This is a genomic window from Rhodopseudomonas sp. RCAM05734 (assembly GCF_052658035.1).
The window spans coordinates 6,270,440-6,285,704 of record NZ_CP199742.1 but is presented as its reverse complement, the minus strand read 5'-3'; the positions used below and the strand labels follow the sequence as shown (position 1 = coordinate 6,285,704).

Genomic DNA, 15,265 nt, shown 5'->3' with positions numbered 1-15,265 from the left:
CCTAAGAGGGAAAATGTCTCAGCTTCGAGAAAATCCGGTCGCCGTCGCAATTGTTCTCGCCGCGCTTTTGATGGGCTCGCAGGCTTTCGCAGTCGACGCAACCGCGCAGAATTCAACGCTGCGTGATCGCGTCGGGGGCGGAAACATCGTGACACATTTGACCGGTGCTCCGACGGCGCAAATGTACCAGGCGCTCCGCGGCGTCGGCGCCAAGCTTGGACGGGTGAACTCATATGGCTGGCGGGATCTCGATCGCAAGCCGACTCCTCGCAATTTCGATGCCGCGATGCGTGAAGCCCACCGACACGGCATCACCCCGATTATTCTGCTCGAATATGATGGCAGCTACCAATTCCTGGAGCGGCCGCAACCGATCGGATCGTACGACGACTGGTTCGCCGCCGGACAGGTTCTTTCGCGACGTTTTCGTCCGAATGGTGAATGGGCCCGTGAAAACGGTATATACGGATGGGGTGCGACGGTGTTTACCGCGATCAACGAGCCGGACGTGCTGGCCAATATTCCGCGTGATGACTACCGGGATGCGCTGGCCGGCTTCGCCGACGGCGTGCACAGCATCGATGCCACGTTGCGCGTGGTGCCGGGGGGCTTCGCAACCTGCAATTCGGCTGCCGATGCGACGCTGCGTGGCTATGGTCCGGCGATCGCCGGCCTGCTTGAGGACGGGCGCCTCGATGGCATCGATCTGCACACCTATTACAACGCGAAGTGGTACCCGCTGACCCGGGGCCGCGAATTCTCCGCGCAGACGTGCTTCGATCGCGTCAAGGCGGCGATGGCGCTGAAGCGTGATATCAATTTCTACGCGACCGAATTCAATGTTTCGCGCGATGGCGCATGGGAAGATCCGAATCTTGCCGCGCGCCTGTTCCTGACCGCGTTCTGGGACGAGGTGGGTGTTGTCGGTTCCGACGGGAAACGGTCGGCGACAGTGCTGGCGTTGCCGTGGAATCTGGGCGACACTGGCAGGTTCGAAGGGCCCGGCTATGCGATGGCGGCTTCGGAAGCCCCGTGGAAGCCGGATTCACGTGCCAAGACGTTGCGCACGGTCCTTGCTCTCGCCGGTGACATGACGTTCACCGCACTGGACGTCCGTGCCGGTCGGTTCACGCTCGAAAACGACAGCGCGCAACTCATGGTCTGGCAGGACCTGCCGGGATGGACCGAGACGCCAGGCACGGTATGGGAGGTGCAACTGCCCGAATGGGCCGAGCGCGCCGAACTCTGGGGCTGGGACGGCAAGCGCCGCGATATCCGCGTCAGCGCCGGCAAGGCGGTGATCAGCGGCCTCGCCGGCAACGAGACTTACATGCTGCGCCTGCCGAAGCCGCGTCGATAGTTTTTCGACTGCGCATCAGAACGTCACTGCGATATAGGCTTTGGTGACGTCACGCGTCGCGGCCTCCAGATGGCCGCGCAATTTGATCTGTGCCGCGCGTGGCGTCCGAAACGCCGGGGCGACAATGGACAGCGCAGCCACGATGCCGTTCGCATCCTTGATGCCATCCGCCACCGCATAGACATGCGAGCTGATCTCGGCATGCGACTCCGACCACCCGCGTTCCCGGATCACCGCGAGCTCGTTCACCAGCGCCTTGCGGTGCGGACCGAAACCGGGATCGCGGGAAACCACTTCATCCAGCACCGTATCGCGTTCGGCTGGCGACAGATGCGCGAGCAGTAATTTGGGCGCCGCGCCGCGATGCAGCGGCAGGGCTGTGCCGACGTCGAAGGTCAGACGAATGCGCGACGACGACTCGACCCGCTCGATGCAGACGGCGCGGTCGCCGGACCGGCGCACCAGGATCACGGTCTCACCGGTCTCCTGCGATAATCGTTTCATGTGCGGGCGAGCCACTGACGCGAGGTCGGTGCCTGCGCGCGCCGCCTGCGCGAGGCCGATCACGCGCGGCGCCAGCACGAAGGATCCGCGTCCGTCTTCATCGATCAGTTCGGCCTCGCGCAGGATGGCCAGATAGCGATAGGTCGACGACAGTGGCAGGCCGATCTGTTCGGCGAGGCTTTCCGCGGAATGTCGGGGTCTTTCGACGGAGAATGCCAGCAATGCGCGCAGGATCTTTCGTGAACTGCCGTCTGCGGCTGCAGCGGGCCGAGCCCGGCGCCCGGCCTTCGGAGCCGTTCGTATGGTTGGCACCAAGTCCTCGGTCGAATCCGGGTCGCCGGTGATCCCCACGGGACTGTCCTCCATGCCGTCGGGCACTGATATCTCGTCATGCTTCTAGTCCAAGACGGCATTCCCAGCAATTGAGAAGCCGCCAGGGATCGCCGGCTGTCTGCCTTGCGTTAACGCGCAATGAACGAGATGCCCGATTTTTGTGACGCCGGTGCAGTCCGATACCCGGACTATGCCGGCGGCGCGTAAGCGGCGGGATCAACGCCGGAGGGGCGCCCGTCGAGGGCCAGACGGCCGATCCGGGCCGGCGTTTCTGCTATGACGCGGCCGCGGCGGACCACGGCGAGGCGCGTGGCCTTGAGGCGGATCGCCTCGATGGGATCGCGGGCCTGCAGCAGCACCAGATCGCCGTTACAGCCGACATCGAGGCCGTAGCCTTCGATGCCCATGATCTTCGCCGGATTGGTGGTGATGGTCTCGAAGCAGTAACGCATCGCCTCGCGGCTGGTCATCTGCGCCACGTGCAGTCCCATATGGGCGACCTCCAGCATGTCGGCGGAGCCCAGGGAATACCACGGATCCATGCAGCAATCCTGGCCGAACGCGACGTTGATGCCCATGGGCCGCATCTCCGGCACCCGCGTCATGCCGCGGCGCTTCGGATAGGAGTCGTGGCGGCCCTGCAGCACGATGTTGATCAGCGGATTGGCAATCGCAGCAACCCCCCTTCGGCCATCAATGGCAGCAACTTCGAGACGTAGTAATTGTCCATCGAATGCATTGAGGTCAGGTGCGAGCCGGCGACGCGGCCGTGCAGGCCGAGCCGCTGCGTCTCATAGGCCAACGCCTCGATATGCCGCGACAGCGGGTCGTCGCTTTCATCGCAATGCATGTCGACGCGCAGGCCTCGCTTTGCTGCAATCTCGCACAGCGCCTTCACCGAGGCGGCGCCGTCGGCCATCGTGCGTTCGAAATGCGGGATGCCCCCGACCACGGATACGCCCTTGTCGAGGGCGCGGGCGAGATTGGCCGCCGCGGTCGGCGAACGGAAATAGCCATCCTGCGGAAACGCCACAAGTTCGAGATCGAGATACGGTGCGACCTGGCGCTTGACGTCGAGCAGCGCATCGACGGCGAGCAGGCTGTCGTCGCAGATGTCGACATGGCTGCGCACGGCGAGCAGGCCTTGGGTAACCGCAAGGTCGCAATAGCGTAGCGCGCGTTCGACCAGAGCCTCATAGGTGAGCAGCGGCTTCAACTCGCCCCACAGCGCAATGCCTTCCAGCAAGGTGCCGGAGACGTTCAGCCGGGGCAGGCCTAGCGACAATGTTGCGTCCATGTGAAAGTGGACGTCGATGAACGGGGGAGACACCAGGTAGCCGGCGGCGTCGATCACGCGTGTGGCGCCGCCGACGATGGCCGGCTGCACGGCCAGGATGCGACCGCCACCGATGGCAATGTCCTGATCCGTCCGGCCGTCGGGGAGGTTGGCGTGGCGGATCAGAAGATCGAATGTCATGCGCGATACCAGACCGTTGCAAGAAGCAGTGTGCGGAACTATCGCCGCAGCACAGCATCATTGCAAGTCGCCGGTGTTGTCAGTGTATCGACTTCTCGGCCTCGCGCAGCAGGTCGATCGGGCTCCACGGCTTGGCCATGAAGGTGGTGCCGTCGGGCAGTTCGCGGGCGCGTGGCGCCCCGGACGTGACCACGATGCGCACATCAGGAAATTGCGTGTGCGCGACATGCGCCAGTTCGATGCCATCCATGAGTCCGGCGAGTTCCACGTCGGTGAACACCAGCGAGACGCTGTCACCTGCGGAGGCAAGCACCAGCATTGCTGCCTCGCCGCTTTCACACTGGATGACCTCCATCTCGCTCTCTTCCAGCAGCACGCTGACAAGCATGCGCTGCATTTCATCGTTCTCGACGACAAGCGCGGTACCGCGATGATGACCCATGGTTTTCTCCGTGGTTGTTCACGGAGGCAATGCCCGAGCACTTCAGCGGTTCAGAAAAAAAGTCAGGTTCCGCACTTAAAAATGGGCGCCTGGCGAGGAAACCTGCCGCATGCTCTGCGGCAATACAAACGGTAGCCCCTCTGTGGTGCGCTCTACGGTAACGTCGATTTCAAAGGCGCGCCTGACGATTGCGCTGCTGATCGTCTCAACGGGGGTGCCTTCAGCCGCCACCTTGCCGCCGTGGAGCACGAGGATGCGGTTGGCGAATCGCACGGCGAGATTGAGATCGTGCAGCACGGCCACGACCGCCGTGCCGTTGCGCGCGCGGCGTCGCGCGATCTCGACCAGCGCAATCTGGTGGCGCAGGTCGAGGCTCGATGTGGGCTCGTCGAGCAGCAGGATGCCCGGTCCATGGACGCGCTCGCCGCAGGCCAGTTGCACCAGCACCCGGGCGAGATGGGCGCGCTGCTGTTCGCCGCCCGACAGGGTCGGCAGTTCGCGGTTGCGCAGCGCGTCCAGCCCGACCTCGTCGATGGCCGCATCCACCAGCGCCTGCACCGCTGCACCCGGCCTGTTGCTGCAGCCCATGGCGACGATTTCGCGCACCGTGAAGGGAAAGCTCACCGTGACGTGTTGCGACAGCATCGCGCGCCGCAACGCCAGTTCGGCAGGCGCGTAAGAGGAGAGTGCGCGGCCTTGCAGCCGGACGGCGCCGGCGTTGGGCACCAGATCCGCCGACAGCAGGCGCAGCAAGGTCGATTTGCCGGCGCCGTTGGGACCGACGATGGCCAGCGTCTCGCCGCCGCGGATGCACAGATCGACGCGGTCGAGCAATGTGGCACGGCCGACGGCCATCGACAGTTGCGATGTCTCGAGCGCGGCGCTCACAGCCCGACCAGCCCGCGCTGGCGCAGCAGGATCAGCAGGAATATCGGCGCGCCCACCGCGGCGGTGAGAATGCCGATCGGCATCTCCGCCGGCGCGACGATGCTGCGGGCCATGGTATCCGCGCCGATCATCAGGGTCGCGCCGAGCCCGACCGAGGCCGGCAGCAGCAGGCGATGGCCGGGGCCAATCACCAGCCGCAACAGATGCGGCACCACGATTCCGACGAAGCCGACCACGCCGCACACCGACACTGCGGCGCCGGTCATTGCGGAGACCAGCACGATGCAGATCCGTTTCAGCCGTTCGACATCGACGCCGGAATGAAAGGCTTCGGATTCGCCGAGGATCAGGATGTCGAGGCCGCGATGGATGAATGTCATCGCCACCAGCGCGACGGCCATGATCGGCGCCAGCGTGGCTGCCTTGGTCCAGGTGGCGCCGCTGAGCGAACCGAGAAGCCAGAAGGTGATGTCGCGCAACTGGCGGTCGTCGGCGACGAACACCAGGAGGCCGATGCCGGCATTGGCGATGGCGGCGATGGCAAGGCCCGCGAGCAGGAAGATGGCGATCGAGGTCCGTCCGCTGCGGCTGGCGATGCGGTACAACACGATCGTCGTCGCGAGTGACCCGATGAAGGCAGCCATGGGCAACAGCACCGGTTGCAGCACCGCAAGGTGGCTGGCGAAACGGCCGTCGCTGACGACGATGGCGGCAGCGGCAGCGAAAGCGCCGCCACTGGAGACGCCGACCAGCGCCGGATCGGCCAGCGGATTGCGGAACAGCCCCTGCATGATCGTGCCGGCGGAGCCGAGCAGACCACCGATCATTGCCGCGATGGCGATCCGCGGTAGCCGGATCGACCACAGGATCAGTTGATCCCGTGCCGCCAAGGCGTCACCGGGCGATGCGCTGACAAGGCCGAGCGCGGCGGGCAGCCGCGCCAGCGGAATGCCGGCGGCGCCGATCGCTGCGGCGAGCAGCATCGCCAGCAGCAGCGCCAACAGCAGCACGCCGAGCACCGGCAGCGCGCGTGGCCGGTGCGCGCGCCGGGCCAGCGTCACCGCAGCCATCCGTTGGGCGTCGGCCATTGTCATGTCACTGGCGGCAATTGATGGTCAGCGATGCCGGCTTGAAGCGGGCCGCCTCCGCCGCCAATGCCGGATCGAGCCTGGCGGCAAGATCGCGCGCCGCCGCGGCCGTGCGCGGGCCGAATCCCAGCAGGTAGAGGCCGTCCATAGCGACGAAGCTTCTGGCGCGCGCCGCCGGTGTTAGGGCGAAGGCCGGATTGGCGAACACCGCTTCGGCCTTGAGCTGTTCCTTGCCGCGCTCCATCGCCAGCACATGGTCCGGGCGCGCCGCGACGATCGCCTCTTCATTGATGATCTTGTAGCCGTCGAAGTCGTCGATCGCATTGACGCCGCCGGCAAGCGTGATGATCTCGTTGGCGGCCGTATGCCGCCCGGCCGCCATGGCGCGGCCGTCGAGCAGCGACATCACGAACATCACGCGTGGCGGCGTCGTCACCTTGGCGCGCAACCGGCGCAGCCAGCCGAGATCCTGCGCGACCGCGTCGGCAAGGCATTCGCCCCGCGCCTCGACGCCGGCGACGCGCGCCACCATGCGGATCTTCTGCAGCATGCCGTCTTCGCTGAACGTTTCGGGGACGACGATCAGCGGTACCTTGGCGGCATCGATGACGTCGATGGTCTCCTTCGGCCCGGAGCCGGCGATCGCCAGCACGAGTTGCGGGTGCAGTCCGAGGATGCCCTCGGCGGAGAGCTGGCGCATGTAGCCGACATTGGGCTTGTCGGCCATCGCCTGCGGCGGGTAGAGGCTGGTGCTGTCGATAGCGACGATGCGATCCTCGACCCCCAGCGCATAGAGGATCTCGGTGAGGGCGCCACCGACGGCGACGATGCGGGTCGGATGGCCAATGGTCACATCGTGGCCGCGCGCATCGTGCACGATGACGTCTTCGGCGCTGGCGGACGCGATCGACATCAGGCAGGTCGCCGCGGTGAGCAGCGTCATCAGGCGGAAGCGGCTGCGGCGGGATGTCATGAGGGCATCACTTGGTGAGGATGAGCTTGTTCTGCGACGTCAGCCGCAGACGATAGGTCTCGTGGCCATGAGCAATCGTGATTTCACGGCCGGTCTCGAACAGGTCGCCGCTATCGATCCGGTTGGCCTGTACGGAAATGTGGCGTTCGGCGCCGCTGGTCGCCGCCGGAGCTTGGGGGCCGTCGTGGGTTTCGTCGCGAGGGGCTGTCGTCATTCGGTCGAACTATCCTTTGTGCCTCCGACTTATAGTTTTTATTGGCCGGCTTCGCCAAGCGAGGCAATCTACAATTGATATAAACAGCCGCGCGATTGCTTGACCGGTTTGTTCCCTCTACGTAATTGAAAATGGCAGTACGATGGCAAATGCCGTCGGATGTCTTTTCGAAAGCCAGCAAGCCCCTGCGTTTCCGCAGCGCCAGCCAGCCATGCCTGTTGAACTTTGCGCTGGGGGAATTAGGATGGTTTTCGGGGCCAGGATGACGCGCGGCTTGTTGCTGGGTGCGTCGATCGTTTCATTGGGGTTGCTGGTGTCGCAGCCAGGCTTGGCACAGGAGCCACCGCATGGGGCAGTCCAGCCGCAGAGGCCGAAACCTGCCAAGAAGAAGCGCGCTGCGCAGGCGGCGCCTGCCGCTGTCCAACAGCTTCGCGATGCCCGCGCGCAGGTTGCAGGCAACAGTCAATCGCTGGATGAAATCACCGTATCGGCATCGAAGACGCAGGAACGCGCTATCGATGCGCTGGCCCCGGTGAGCGTCGTGACGCTGGAGCAGATCCAACTGCAGCAGCCGAAGCGGCTCAGCGACCTGTTCTACAACATGCCCGGCGTCTGGATGCAGGATCGCGGAGACGATGCTTCCACCGCCATCAACATTCGCGGTCTGCAGGACTTCGGTCGCGTGGCAGTGCTGGTCGACGGCGCCCGCCAGAATTATCAGCGATCGGGGCACAACGCCAACGGCTCGTTCTTTCTCGACCCCGAACTGGTCGGCGGCGTGGACGTGACGCGTGGCCCTACCGCCAACGTTTACGGCTCCGGCGCAATCGGCGGCGTCGCCTCGTTCCGCACCAAGGACATCCAGGACGTGTTGCGGCCCAATGAGCGATGGGGCGTCGACATGAGCGGATCCTACGGCTCCAACAACAATCGCGGGCTCGGCTCGGTGTTCGGCGGTGTGCGCGTGGATCCGACGGTCGATGTGTTCGGCGGCGCGGTGTACCGCAGCCAGGGCAACTACACTGATGGTGCCGGCACGGAGATCGGCAACACCGGTAACGACATCGCTGCCGGATTGATGAAGGTAACCGTGCGGCCCGCCGACGGCCACGAGGTCAAGTTCGGCGGCGTGTTCCAGGACTATCAGTATACGGTCGGCCAGATGAACCGCGGCCCCACCAACACCACGGCGCTGGCTGCGCTCAACCAGGGCTCGTCGGTCTATGGGTCCACCGCCAAGAACTACACGGGCACCGTGAGCTGGAAGTATTCGCGGCCGGACGACATGCTGTTCGACTTCAACGTGTCGCTGTATGGCAACCGCGTCGATAACGACCAGACCAAGACCTACCACTATTCGACCTCGGGCGCTGCGCTGTGCGGCGCCGGAAATTTCGGCAACAATATCTCGGGCTGCGTCGGCGACAGGCGCAGCTATTTGCTCGACACCATCGGCATCGACGTCAACAATACCTCGCGGTTCAATTTCGGCGACTGGCGCAACGCTGTAACCTACGGCTTCGACGCCTTTAACGACAAGGTCACGACCTTCGATTCGCGCGGCAACTCCAACATCACCACACCGAGCGGCGAGCGCACCGTGTCAGGCGGCTTCGTTCAGCCGAAAAACAACTACTCCACCTGGCTCGAAGTCATCAGCGCGCTGCGCTATGATCACTACGAGCTGAATTCTGCCGGCCTGACCGGCGGCAGTACCTCGTCCAGCGGTGACCGGTTGTCGCCAAAGATAACGGTCGGCGTCACCCCGGTGACGGGCTTCACGCCCTATGTCAGCTATGCCGAAGGCTATCGCGCTCCGTCGATCACCGAAACCCTGATTGCCGGCGCCCATGCGACGGGCGGCGGCCCGGCGTTCTTCACCTGCGCCGACGGCACCGCCGGCCTGTTCTGCTTCCTGCCGAACCCCAACCTGCGGGCCGAGGTCGGCAAGAACAAGGAAATCGGCGTGAACCTGAAGTACAACGACATTTTTACGACTGGTGACAGCGTCCGCGCCAAGTTCAACTTCTTCCGCAACGATGTCGACGATTACATCGATCTGGTTGCCTCGGCGCCGGAGCGCACCAACTTCGGTCCGTTCAGCCGCAACTACCAGTACCAGAACATCGCCAATGCCAGGATCGAAGGCTTCGAGGCGGAAACCGCTTACGATGCCGGCCTGTGGTTCGTCGGCGTCGGCGCCACCGTGCAGCGTGGCAAGAACACCCAGACCAATGTCGGTCTGGCCACCATCCAGCCGCGCAAGGTCACCACGTCGGGCGGCGTCCGATTGCTGGATCGCAAGCTGACCATCTCAGCGCAATGGGCTTCGGTGGCCGCCAATACCGACATTCCCGTCGGCTACCAGCCCTCTACAGCATATGACCTGGTCAACCTTTACGTGGCTTACCAGCCGACCCAGGACATCACGCTGAACTTCTCGGTCGATAACTTGCTCAACCAGTATTATCGCCCCTATGCCATTCCCGGCAATTCGGTGGATGGCACGACCCAGAACGATGCGCTGTGGACCAGTGCGGGCCCTGGCATCGTCTACAAGGGCGGCCTGAAGATCCATTTCGGCGGCGCATGATCGCGTCACGGAACAACCACGTGTGAGAAAATCGCGCTCATGTTCGGGCGCGATTTTCAGTATGATGACTGCCAGCAATCAGAAGGAGATATTCCATGTTCATCGCCATGAACCGCTTCCAGGTTAAAACCGGCTCCGAACAGGCGTTCGAAACCGTCTGGGCGACGCGTGAGTCCTATCTCGGCGAACTGCCGGGCTTCGTTGAATTTCATCTGCTGAAGGGGCCCGTCGCCGAGGATCACACGCTGTACTCGTCGCACACCACCTGGGCCAGCAAGGCGGATTTCGAGGCCTGGACCAAGTCCGAGCAATTCCGCAAGGCGCATGCCCGCGCCGACAACAAGACTGGCGAGAGCCTGTATCTCGGCCATCCGAAGTTCGAGGGTTTTGAAGTGATCCAGTCCGAACGCAAGACCAGCGCCGCGGCTTAAAGGTCTGTAGCCCGGATGCCATTCCGGGGCCGACCCACCGACGACGAAAACTGTCCCGGATTGCGTCGTCCCGCGCTGCGCGCGGGCCAACTTCATCCGGGCTACACGCTGTTGCAGACCTTGAGGACCTAATCATGACCGCCGCCATGCTCGATGATCTCTCCACCTACATGCGCGAGAACCCGGGTGCGGTGATCGAGGACGTGGCGCGTGACCGCAAGGTCACGGCGCGCGCCGTGATCGAGGCCTTGCCGGCGGAGATGGTGAGGATCGGCGGCGGCGCCGACGCCTTCGTGACGGCGATGCAGGACATCGCCACCTGGGGTATCGTGACCCTGATCGTCCATACCGGCGACGGGATTTTCGAGGTCACCGATCCCGTCGCGCCTGGCGCAGTCGGCCGCGGCTACTTCAATCTGAGCCATCCCACCGGCCTGCACGGCCATTTGCGCCATGAGCGCTGCGCCGGCATCGCCTTCGTCGAGCGGCCGTTCATGGGCAAGGCATCGGCCTTCGTCGCCTTCCTCAATGTCGATGGCGGGGTGATGTTCAAGGTGTTCGTCGGCCGTGACGAGAGCAGGGCGCTCAGGCCGGACCAGTTGGAGCGGTTCAGGGAGTTGTCGGCCACGATCTGCGGCGTCGCGGTCGCCTGACGTTCCGTCGCCCCGAAAAGCCGCGGTGTCTTGCCCGCTGCGGCAATTGACGAAGGGATGATTTCTCCTATGGTGCCGCCGATCGGACGGCGGCAATGGACCATCCGAGTGAAGGATGGGTCATGACCAAGAAGATCATTATCGCGACGTCCAAGGCGCCGGCGGCTGCCGGGCCCTATTCGCAGGCCGTGCGCACAGGCAACCTGGTGTTCTGTGCCGGACAGCTGCCGATGGATCTGGCAGGCGTACTGCCCGCGACAATCGAAGAACAGACTCACCTGTCCCTGAAGAATGTCGCGGCCGTGCTCGAGGCCGGCGGCGCCAGCCTGGCATCGGCGGTGAAGACCACCGTGTTCCTGAAGGACATGAACGATTTCGCCGCGATGAACGCGGTCTACGCGACCTATTTCCCGGAAAATCCCCCGGCGCGCTCGACCGTCGAGGTCGCACGGCTGCCGAAGGATGCGCTGGTCGAGATCGAGGCGATCGCCATCAGCGAAGGCTGATCGAAGCTGTCAGTCCGGGGCGCGAGACAGCGGCGAAGCCGCTGGACCGCGAACCCGAAATGACAACCTGTTCTACCCACGAAAGTCGATCGCCCGCAGAATAATGCCTGGCGGCCGGCCTTCGAGTTCGACTGCGATGAATTTGCGCGAGGCGCATTCGCCGATCCTGTCGCGCAAGCGCAGGAATTGCTGCTCGCGCTGGCTTGCGGCCGTGCGTTTCACGCCCTCGATCTGGTCCATTGCGTCGGTGCTGATGGCGCAGGGCACGCTGGTCGTGTTGTCCATCATCGTGAACAGCACGACCGAGCGGTCGATATCGTATTCGGTGAAGCCAGCGTCCGTCAGCGCCATGATCCGTGCTCCTTCAGCGGCAGTCACTACTTGCGCTTGGCCGGCGGATTGAGCTCGGTGAGCTTGGTCGCGCAGGCGGCTTCGGTCGCGATCGGACCCGTGACGAACGTGCCGCTGATCTTGGTGATATACCAGCCGGATTCGACACCGAGACGAAGCGACTCTGCGGCCTGAACATGCCGCGACGTGAGGATTTCCATGAATTTTCCCTGAGGTTGAATGTCAGGGTGCGCCCTTTCAGGGCGAATAGCCATGGCCAATCGGAAACATCTGTCGGGAATCGCACGCCGACGTCGCGTCCGGCTGCGGTCTTGCCCTATCGGCAACGCGCGAAAGGGTGGTCTCCGACGTCAGGCGCCGGCGGTCATCGTCTTGCGATACAGCGCGCTGTAGCTGGCCGCCGAGATGGTCCAGCTGAAGGATTTCGACATGGCGCTGCGGCGCATCGAGTTCAGCCGGTCCTTGGAGCCGAAGGTGGCGAAGGCGCGCAGGATGCCACCGAGCAGGGATTCCGTGGACGGCTTGGTGAACAGGAAGCCGGTCTCACCATCGACGATGGTTTCGGCGAGGCCGCCGGTCTGGTGACCGATCGGCAAGGAGCCGAAGCGCTGGGCATACATCTGGCTCAGGCCGCAGGGCTCGAAGCGGGACGGCATCAGCGTGAAATCGCTGCCGGCGAAGATGCGACGGGCTTCGCGGTCGTTGAAGCCGATGGCCACGCCGATGGCATCGGGCCGTCGGCGATGCGCATCCATCAGCGCGCGCTCGATCTCGGGTTCGCCGGTGCCGGTCACGACGATCTGGCCGCCGGCGGAGACGATGGCATCGGCGGCGGACAGCACGAGGTCGACGCCCTTCTGGTGCACCAGGCGGGCGACCAGACCGAAAATAGGCCCGCGCGACAGCGCGAGCCCGAATTGCTGGCGGACGCCGTCGGCATTGGCGCGTTTGGCCTCCCAGTCGCCGGCGCCGAACGGGCGCATCAGCTCGGCGCAGACCCGGGGGTCCCAGCTCTCGTCAATGCCGTTGAGGATGCCGGTGAGCTGCGCGGCGTTGGAGCGCTTGCGCAAGAGGCCTTCCAGCCCGCAGCCCAGCTCTGGCGTGGTGATCTCGCGGGCGTAGGTCTCGCTCACGGTCGTGAGGTGCGATGAATAGATCAGGCCGCCCTTGAGGAACGACAGCTTGTCGTAGAATTCGAGGCCATCGATGTGGAAGGAGTCCGCCGGTGCGCCGATGCGACGCAGCGTCTCCTTGGGAAACAGGCCCTGATAAGCGAGGTTGTGAATGGTCAGGATGGTCGGGATCTTGATCTGGTTCCAGGCCAGATAGGCCGGCACCAGCGCCGATGGCCAGTCATTGGCGTGCACCAGATCCGCCGACCAGTTCGGGTCGAGCTTGCCGGCCGCCAGCAGCGCGGCAGCCGAGGCGAAGCGGCCAAAGCGGATATCGTTGTCTGGCCAGTCCTGGCCGCCGGCGTCCCCATAAGGATTGCCGGTGCGGTCGTAGAGCTGCGGGCAGAGCAAGATATAGACGGGCATCCCGTCCTTGGTCGCCGCCAGGCCGAGCTGGCAGGCGGGCATCTCCGCCAGCGCAGGGCATTCGCCGACCACCTCGATGCTTTCGAACTGGGCGACCACGGCGCGGTAGCCGGGCAGGATGACGCGGACATCGGTCCACAGCCGTAAAGCCCTTGGCAGGGCGGCAGAAACAGCCGCGAGGCCTCCCACCCGAATGAAGTCGTCAATCTCAGGAGTGACGAACAGAACCCTCAAGACGTGCCCTCGTGCCAGCAGCACCTGCTACTATGCAAATCCCGGTCCAGCGTTTCCTCGGCTTTGGAACTCACGGAACCAAGTTTGTTAGTTGGCAGTGCGATAAGTCTCTCTGCAGTGCAGTATAGCACGTGACTTAATACGCTATTGCGAAATTCCCACACTAGCGTGAGATTCTTTTACGATCACCCCAGGGGTGTCGACTTTACCGCGACGCGCAGCAGGCTCATCACGCAGCCGACGGCGGCAAAGCCAGCACCCAGTGCCAATGCCAGTGTGGCGCCCTCGTGGCCAATGAGGCCAAAACAAAAGGCAGCCAACGCCGCGCCCGTGGTCTGGCCGGTGAGCCGGGCGGTGGCGACGATGCCGCTGGCGCCGCCGCTGCGGCCTGGCGGCGCGCTGGACATCAATGCCTTCATGTTCGGGGTCTGGAAAAATCCAAACCCGGCGCCGCACAGGACCGTCCGCCAGACGATGTTGGCGACGCTGGGTTCCGGCGGCAGCGTGGCCAGCAGCACCATGCCGATGCCGAGCATGGCCAGGCCGAGGCCGCAGAGAAGGCCGGCGGAGTAGCGATCGGACAGCCGGCCGGCGATCGGCGCCATGATCGCCACCACCAGCGGCCACGGGGTCATGAAGAAGCCGGTCTCGACCTGCGAGCGGTGCAGGATCTCCTCGAAATAGAAGGGCAGCGACACGAAGGCGAGGCCCTGGACCGCAAAGGAACAGATGGCGGTGGCTGCCGACAGGGCGAAGACAGGAAGGCGGAACAGGTCGATGGGCAGCATGGGGGCGGGATGGCCGGCCTGCCTGCGCAGCAACAGCCAGCCGAACAGCAGTCCGGCGACGATCTCGCCGACCACGATGCCTGTGGTGGCGTGATGTGCCGCACTGCCGATGCCGAGGATCAGCAGGCCGAGGCAGCCGGCCGCCAGCACGGCGCCCGGAAAGTCGAAGGTGTGGCTGGCCCGCATGGTTTTCGGCAGCGTCTTCATGCCGATCAGCATGGCGATCACCCCGAACGGCAGGTTGACGGCGAACAGCCACGGCCAGGTCGCCACCGACAGGATGCCGGAAGCGATGGTCGGCCCGAGGGTGAAGGAGGTGGCGACCACGAGGGCGTTATGGCCGAAGCCGCGGCCCAGCATGCGTTGCGGATAGACGAAGCGGATCAGCGCCGTGTTGACGCTCATGATGCCGGCGCCGCCCAGGCCCTGCAGGACCCGGGCGATCAGCAGAGTGGGCAGCGACCATGCCAGCGCGCAGGCGACCGAGGCGATGGTGAACAGCAGCAGCCCGGCCAGATAGACGCGCTGGTGGCCGATGATTTCCCCCAGCGCGGCCAGCGGCAGCAACGTCGCCACCATGGCGATCTGGTAGACGTTGACTACCCAGATCACGTCGGCGGGAGTGGCGCTGAGGTTGCTGGCGATGGCGGGCAGCGCGATGTTGGCAATCGCAGTGTCGAGCGACGCCATTGAGATCGCGGTGAAGATCGCGGCGGCGGCCCAGCGGCGCTGCTCCGGCGGCAGTCCGTCGGTCGGCAACGGCGCCGCAATTCCTTGAGCCATGAGGGATAGGTTCCTGAAGCGGCGGCCGGAACGATCGCCAGAGCGCGCTATCTAGTACGGAAAGCCGCGATCCTGCAGACGGCGATCTGCATATGGCATATGCGCGTCC

At 64.5% G+C, this 15,265-nt stretch carries 15 protein-coding genes and 1 pseudogene; 5 read left to right on the top strand and 11 right to left on the bottom strand.

Annotation, left to right across the window (positions count from 1 at the left end):
• Window positions 1-13 precede the first annotated feature (13 nt).
• Window positions 14-1,360, top strand: a complete 1,347-nt coding sequence (locus ACUXVA_RS29705) for a hypothetical protein (RefSeq protein WP_445489830.1) — start codon at window positions 14-16, stop codon at window positions 1,358-1,360.
• A gap of 15 nt (window positions 1,361-1,375) precedes the next feature.
• Here ACUXVA_RS29705 and ACUXVA_RS29700 read toward each other — a convergent pair whose 3' ends face one another.
• The 7 genes and pseudogenes from ACUXVA_RS29700 to ACUXVA_RS29670 all read right to left on the bottom strand — a co-directional run bounded on the left by ACUXVA_RS29700 (window position 1,376) and on the right by ACUXVA_RS29670 (window position 7,279).
• Window positions 1,376-2,242, bottom strand: a complete 867-nt coding sequence (locus ACUXVA_RS29700) for an IclR family transcriptional regulator (protein WP_265082338.1) — start codon at window positions 2,240-2,242, stop codon at window positions 1,376-1,378.
• A 143-nt stretch (window positions 2,243-2,385) separates the two neighbouring features.
• Window positions 2,386-3,674: pseudogene (locus tag ACUXVA_RS29695) on the bottom strand (amidohydrolase family protein).
• A gap of 79 nt (window positions 3,675-3,753) precedes the next feature.
• Window positions 3,754-4,116, bottom strand: coding sequence for a response regulator (locus ACUXVA_RS29690; RefSeq protein ID WP_265082339.1), 363 nt, complete (start codon window positions 4,114-4,116; stop codon window positions 3,754-3,756).
• A gap of 75 nt (window positions 4,117-4,191) precedes the next feature.
• Window positions 4,192-5,004, bottom strand: a complete 813-nt coding sequence (locus tag ACUXVA_RS29685) for a heme ABC transporter ATP-binding protein (RefSeq protein WP_265082340.1) — start codon at window positions 5,002-5,004, stop codon at window positions 4,192-4,194.
• Entirely contained in the window at window positions 5,001-6,098 is a 1,098-nt protein-coding gene (locus ACUXVA_RS29680; RefSeq protein ID WP_265082341.1) for a FecCD family ABC transporter permease, read from the bottom strand. Before ACUXVA_RS29680 ends, ACUXVA_RS29685 begins: the two co-directional genes overlap by 4 nt.
• Before the next feature lies 1 nt (window position 6,099).
• Window positions 6,100-7,065, bottom strand: a complete 966-nt coding sequence (locus ACUXVA_RS29675; protein ID WP_445489826.1) for a heme/hemin ABC transporter substrate-binding protein — start codon at window positions 7,063-7,065, stop codon at window positions 6,100-6,102.
• A gap of 7 nt (window positions 7,066-7,072) precedes the next feature.
• Entirely contained in the window at window positions 7,073-7,279 is a 207-nt protein-coding gene (locus ACUXVA_RS29670) for a hemin uptake protein HemP (RefSeq protein WP_265082343.1), read from the bottom strand.
• Window positions 7,280-7,541: 262 nt separating this feature from the next.
• On the opposite strand from ACUXVA_RS29670, the gene ACUXVA_RS29665 reads away from it, so the two are divergent.
• The 4 genes from ACUXVA_RS29665 to ACUXVA_RS29650 all read left to right on the top strand — a co-directional run bounded on the left by ACUXVA_RS29665 (window position 7,542) and on the right by ACUXVA_RS29650 (window position 11,462).
• Complete coding sequence (locus ACUXVA_RS29665; RefSeq protein WP_445489823.1) at window positions 7,542-9,872, top strand: TonB-dependent hemoglobin/transferrin/lactoferrin family receptor; 2,331 nt, start codon at window positions 7,542-7,544, stop codon at window positions 9,870-9,872.
• A gap of 95 nt (window positions 9,873-9,967) precedes the next feature.
• The gene (locus tag ACUXVA_RS29660) at window positions 9,968-10,303 is read left to right on the top strand and encodes an antibiotic biosynthesis monooxygenase family protein (protein ID WP_265082345.1); all 336 of its coding nucleotides are present in this window, start codon (window positions 9,968-9,970) and stop codon (window positions 10,301-10,303) included.
• 134 nt (window positions 10,304-10,437) lie between these two features.
• Complete coding sequence (gene hutX, locus ACUXVA_RS29655) at window positions 10,438-10,956, top strand: heme utilization cystosolic carrier protein HutX (protein ID WP_265082346.1); 519 nt, start codon at window positions 10,438-10,440, stop codon at window positions 10,954-10,956.
• 122 nt (window positions 10,957-11,078) lie between these two features.
• On the top strand, window positions 11,079-11,462 hold the full coding sequence (locus ACUXVA_RS29650; RefSeq protein WP_265082347.1) for a RidA family protein: 384 nt from the start codon (window positions 11,079-11,081) through the stop codon (window positions 11,460-11,462).
• Between the two features lie 72 nt (window positions 11,463-11,534).
• On the opposite strand, the gene ACUXVA_RS29645 is transcribed toward ACUXVA_RS29650, so the two are convergent.
• The 4 genes from ACUXVA_RS29645 to ACUXVA_RS29630 all read right to left on the bottom strand — a co-directional run bounded on the left by ACUXVA_RS29645 (window position 11,535) and on the right by ACUXVA_RS29630 (window position 15,156).
• Complete coding sequence (locus tag ACUXVA_RS29645; RefSeq protein ID WP_265082348.1) at window positions 11,535-11,813, bottom strand: DUF1488 domain-containing protein; 279 nt, start codon at window positions 11,811-11,813, stop codon at window positions 11,535-11,537.
• Window positions 11,814-11,839: 26 nt separating this feature from the next.
• Window positions 11,840-12,013 carry a hypothetical protein gene (locus tag ACUXVA_RS29640; RefSeq protein ID WP_265082349.1) on the bottom strand — a complete coding sequence of 58 codons (174 nt, stop codon included), beginning with the start codon at window positions 12,011-12,013 and terminating at the stop codon, window positions 11,840-11,842.
• A 150-nt stretch (window positions 12,014-12,163) separates the two neighbouring features.
• On the bottom strand, window positions 12,164-13,585 hold the full coding sequence (gene glgA, locus ACUXVA_RS29635) for a glycogen synthase GlgA (RefSeq protein ID WP_265082350.1): 1,422 nt from the start codon (window positions 13,583-13,585) through the stop codon (window positions 12,164-12,166).
• Between the two features lie 185 nt (window positions 13,586-13,770).
• Complete coding sequence (locus ACUXVA_RS29630) at window positions 13,771-15,156, bottom strand: MFS transporter (RefSeq protein ID WP_445489819.1); 1,386 nt, start codon at window positions 15,154-15,156, stop codon at window positions 13,771-13,773.
• Window positions 15,157-15,265: the final 109 nt, after the last annotated feature.

Excerpts from the sequence above, each read along its gene's own strand:
- ACUXVA_RS29705 (WP_445489830.1), top strand. The coding sequence starts at position 14 with ATGTCTCAGCTTCGAGAAAATCCGGTCGCCGTCGCAATTGTTCTCGCC.
- ACUXVA_RS29690 (WP_265082339.1), bottom strand. The coding sequence starts at position 4,116 with ATGGGTCATCATCGCGGTACCGCGCTTGTCGTCGAGAACGATGAAATG.
- ACUXVA_RS29680 (WP_265082341.1), bottom strand. The coding sequence starts at position 6,098 with ATGACAATGGCCGACGCCCAACGGATGGCTGCGGTGACGCTGGCCCGG.
- ACUXVA_RS29675 (WP_445489826.1), bottom strand. The coding sequence starts at position 7,065 with ATGACATCCCGCCGCAGCCGCTTCCGCCTGATGACGCTGCTCACCGCG.
- ACUXVA_RS29670 (WP_265082343.1), bottom strand. The coding sequence starts at position 7,279 with ATGACGACAGCCCCTCGCGACGAAACCCACGACGGCCCCCAAGCTCCG.
- ACUXVA_RS29665 (WP_445489823.1), top strand. The coding sequence starts at position 7,542 with ATGACGCGCGGCTTGTTGCTGGGTGCGTCGATCGTTTCATTGGGGTTG.
- ACUXVA_RS29660 (WP_265082345.1), top strand. The coding sequence starts at position 9,968 with ATGTTCATCGCCATGAACCGCTTCCAGGTTAAAACCGGCTCCGAACAG.
- hutX (WP_265082346.1), top strand. The coding sequence starts at position 10,438 with ATGACCGCCGCCATGCTCGATGATCTCTCCACCTACATGCGCGAGAAC.
- ACUXVA_RS29650 (WP_265082347.1), top strand. The coding sequence starts at position 11,079 with ATGACCAAGAAGATCATTATCGCGACGTCCAAGGCGCCGGCGGCTGCC.
- ACUXVA_RS29645 (WP_265082348.1), bottom strand. The coding sequence starts at position 11,813 with ATGGCGCTGACGGACGCTGGCTTCACCGAATACGATATCGACCGCTCG.
- ACUXVA_RS29640 (WP_265082349.1), bottom strand. The coding sequence starts at position 12,013 with ATGGAAATCCTCACGTCGCGGCATGTTCAGGCCGCAGAGTCGCTTCGT.
- ACUXVA_RS29630 (WP_445489819.1), bottom strand. The coding sequence starts at position 15,156 with ATGGCTCAAGGAATTGCGGCGCCGTTGCCGACCGACGGACTGCCGCCG.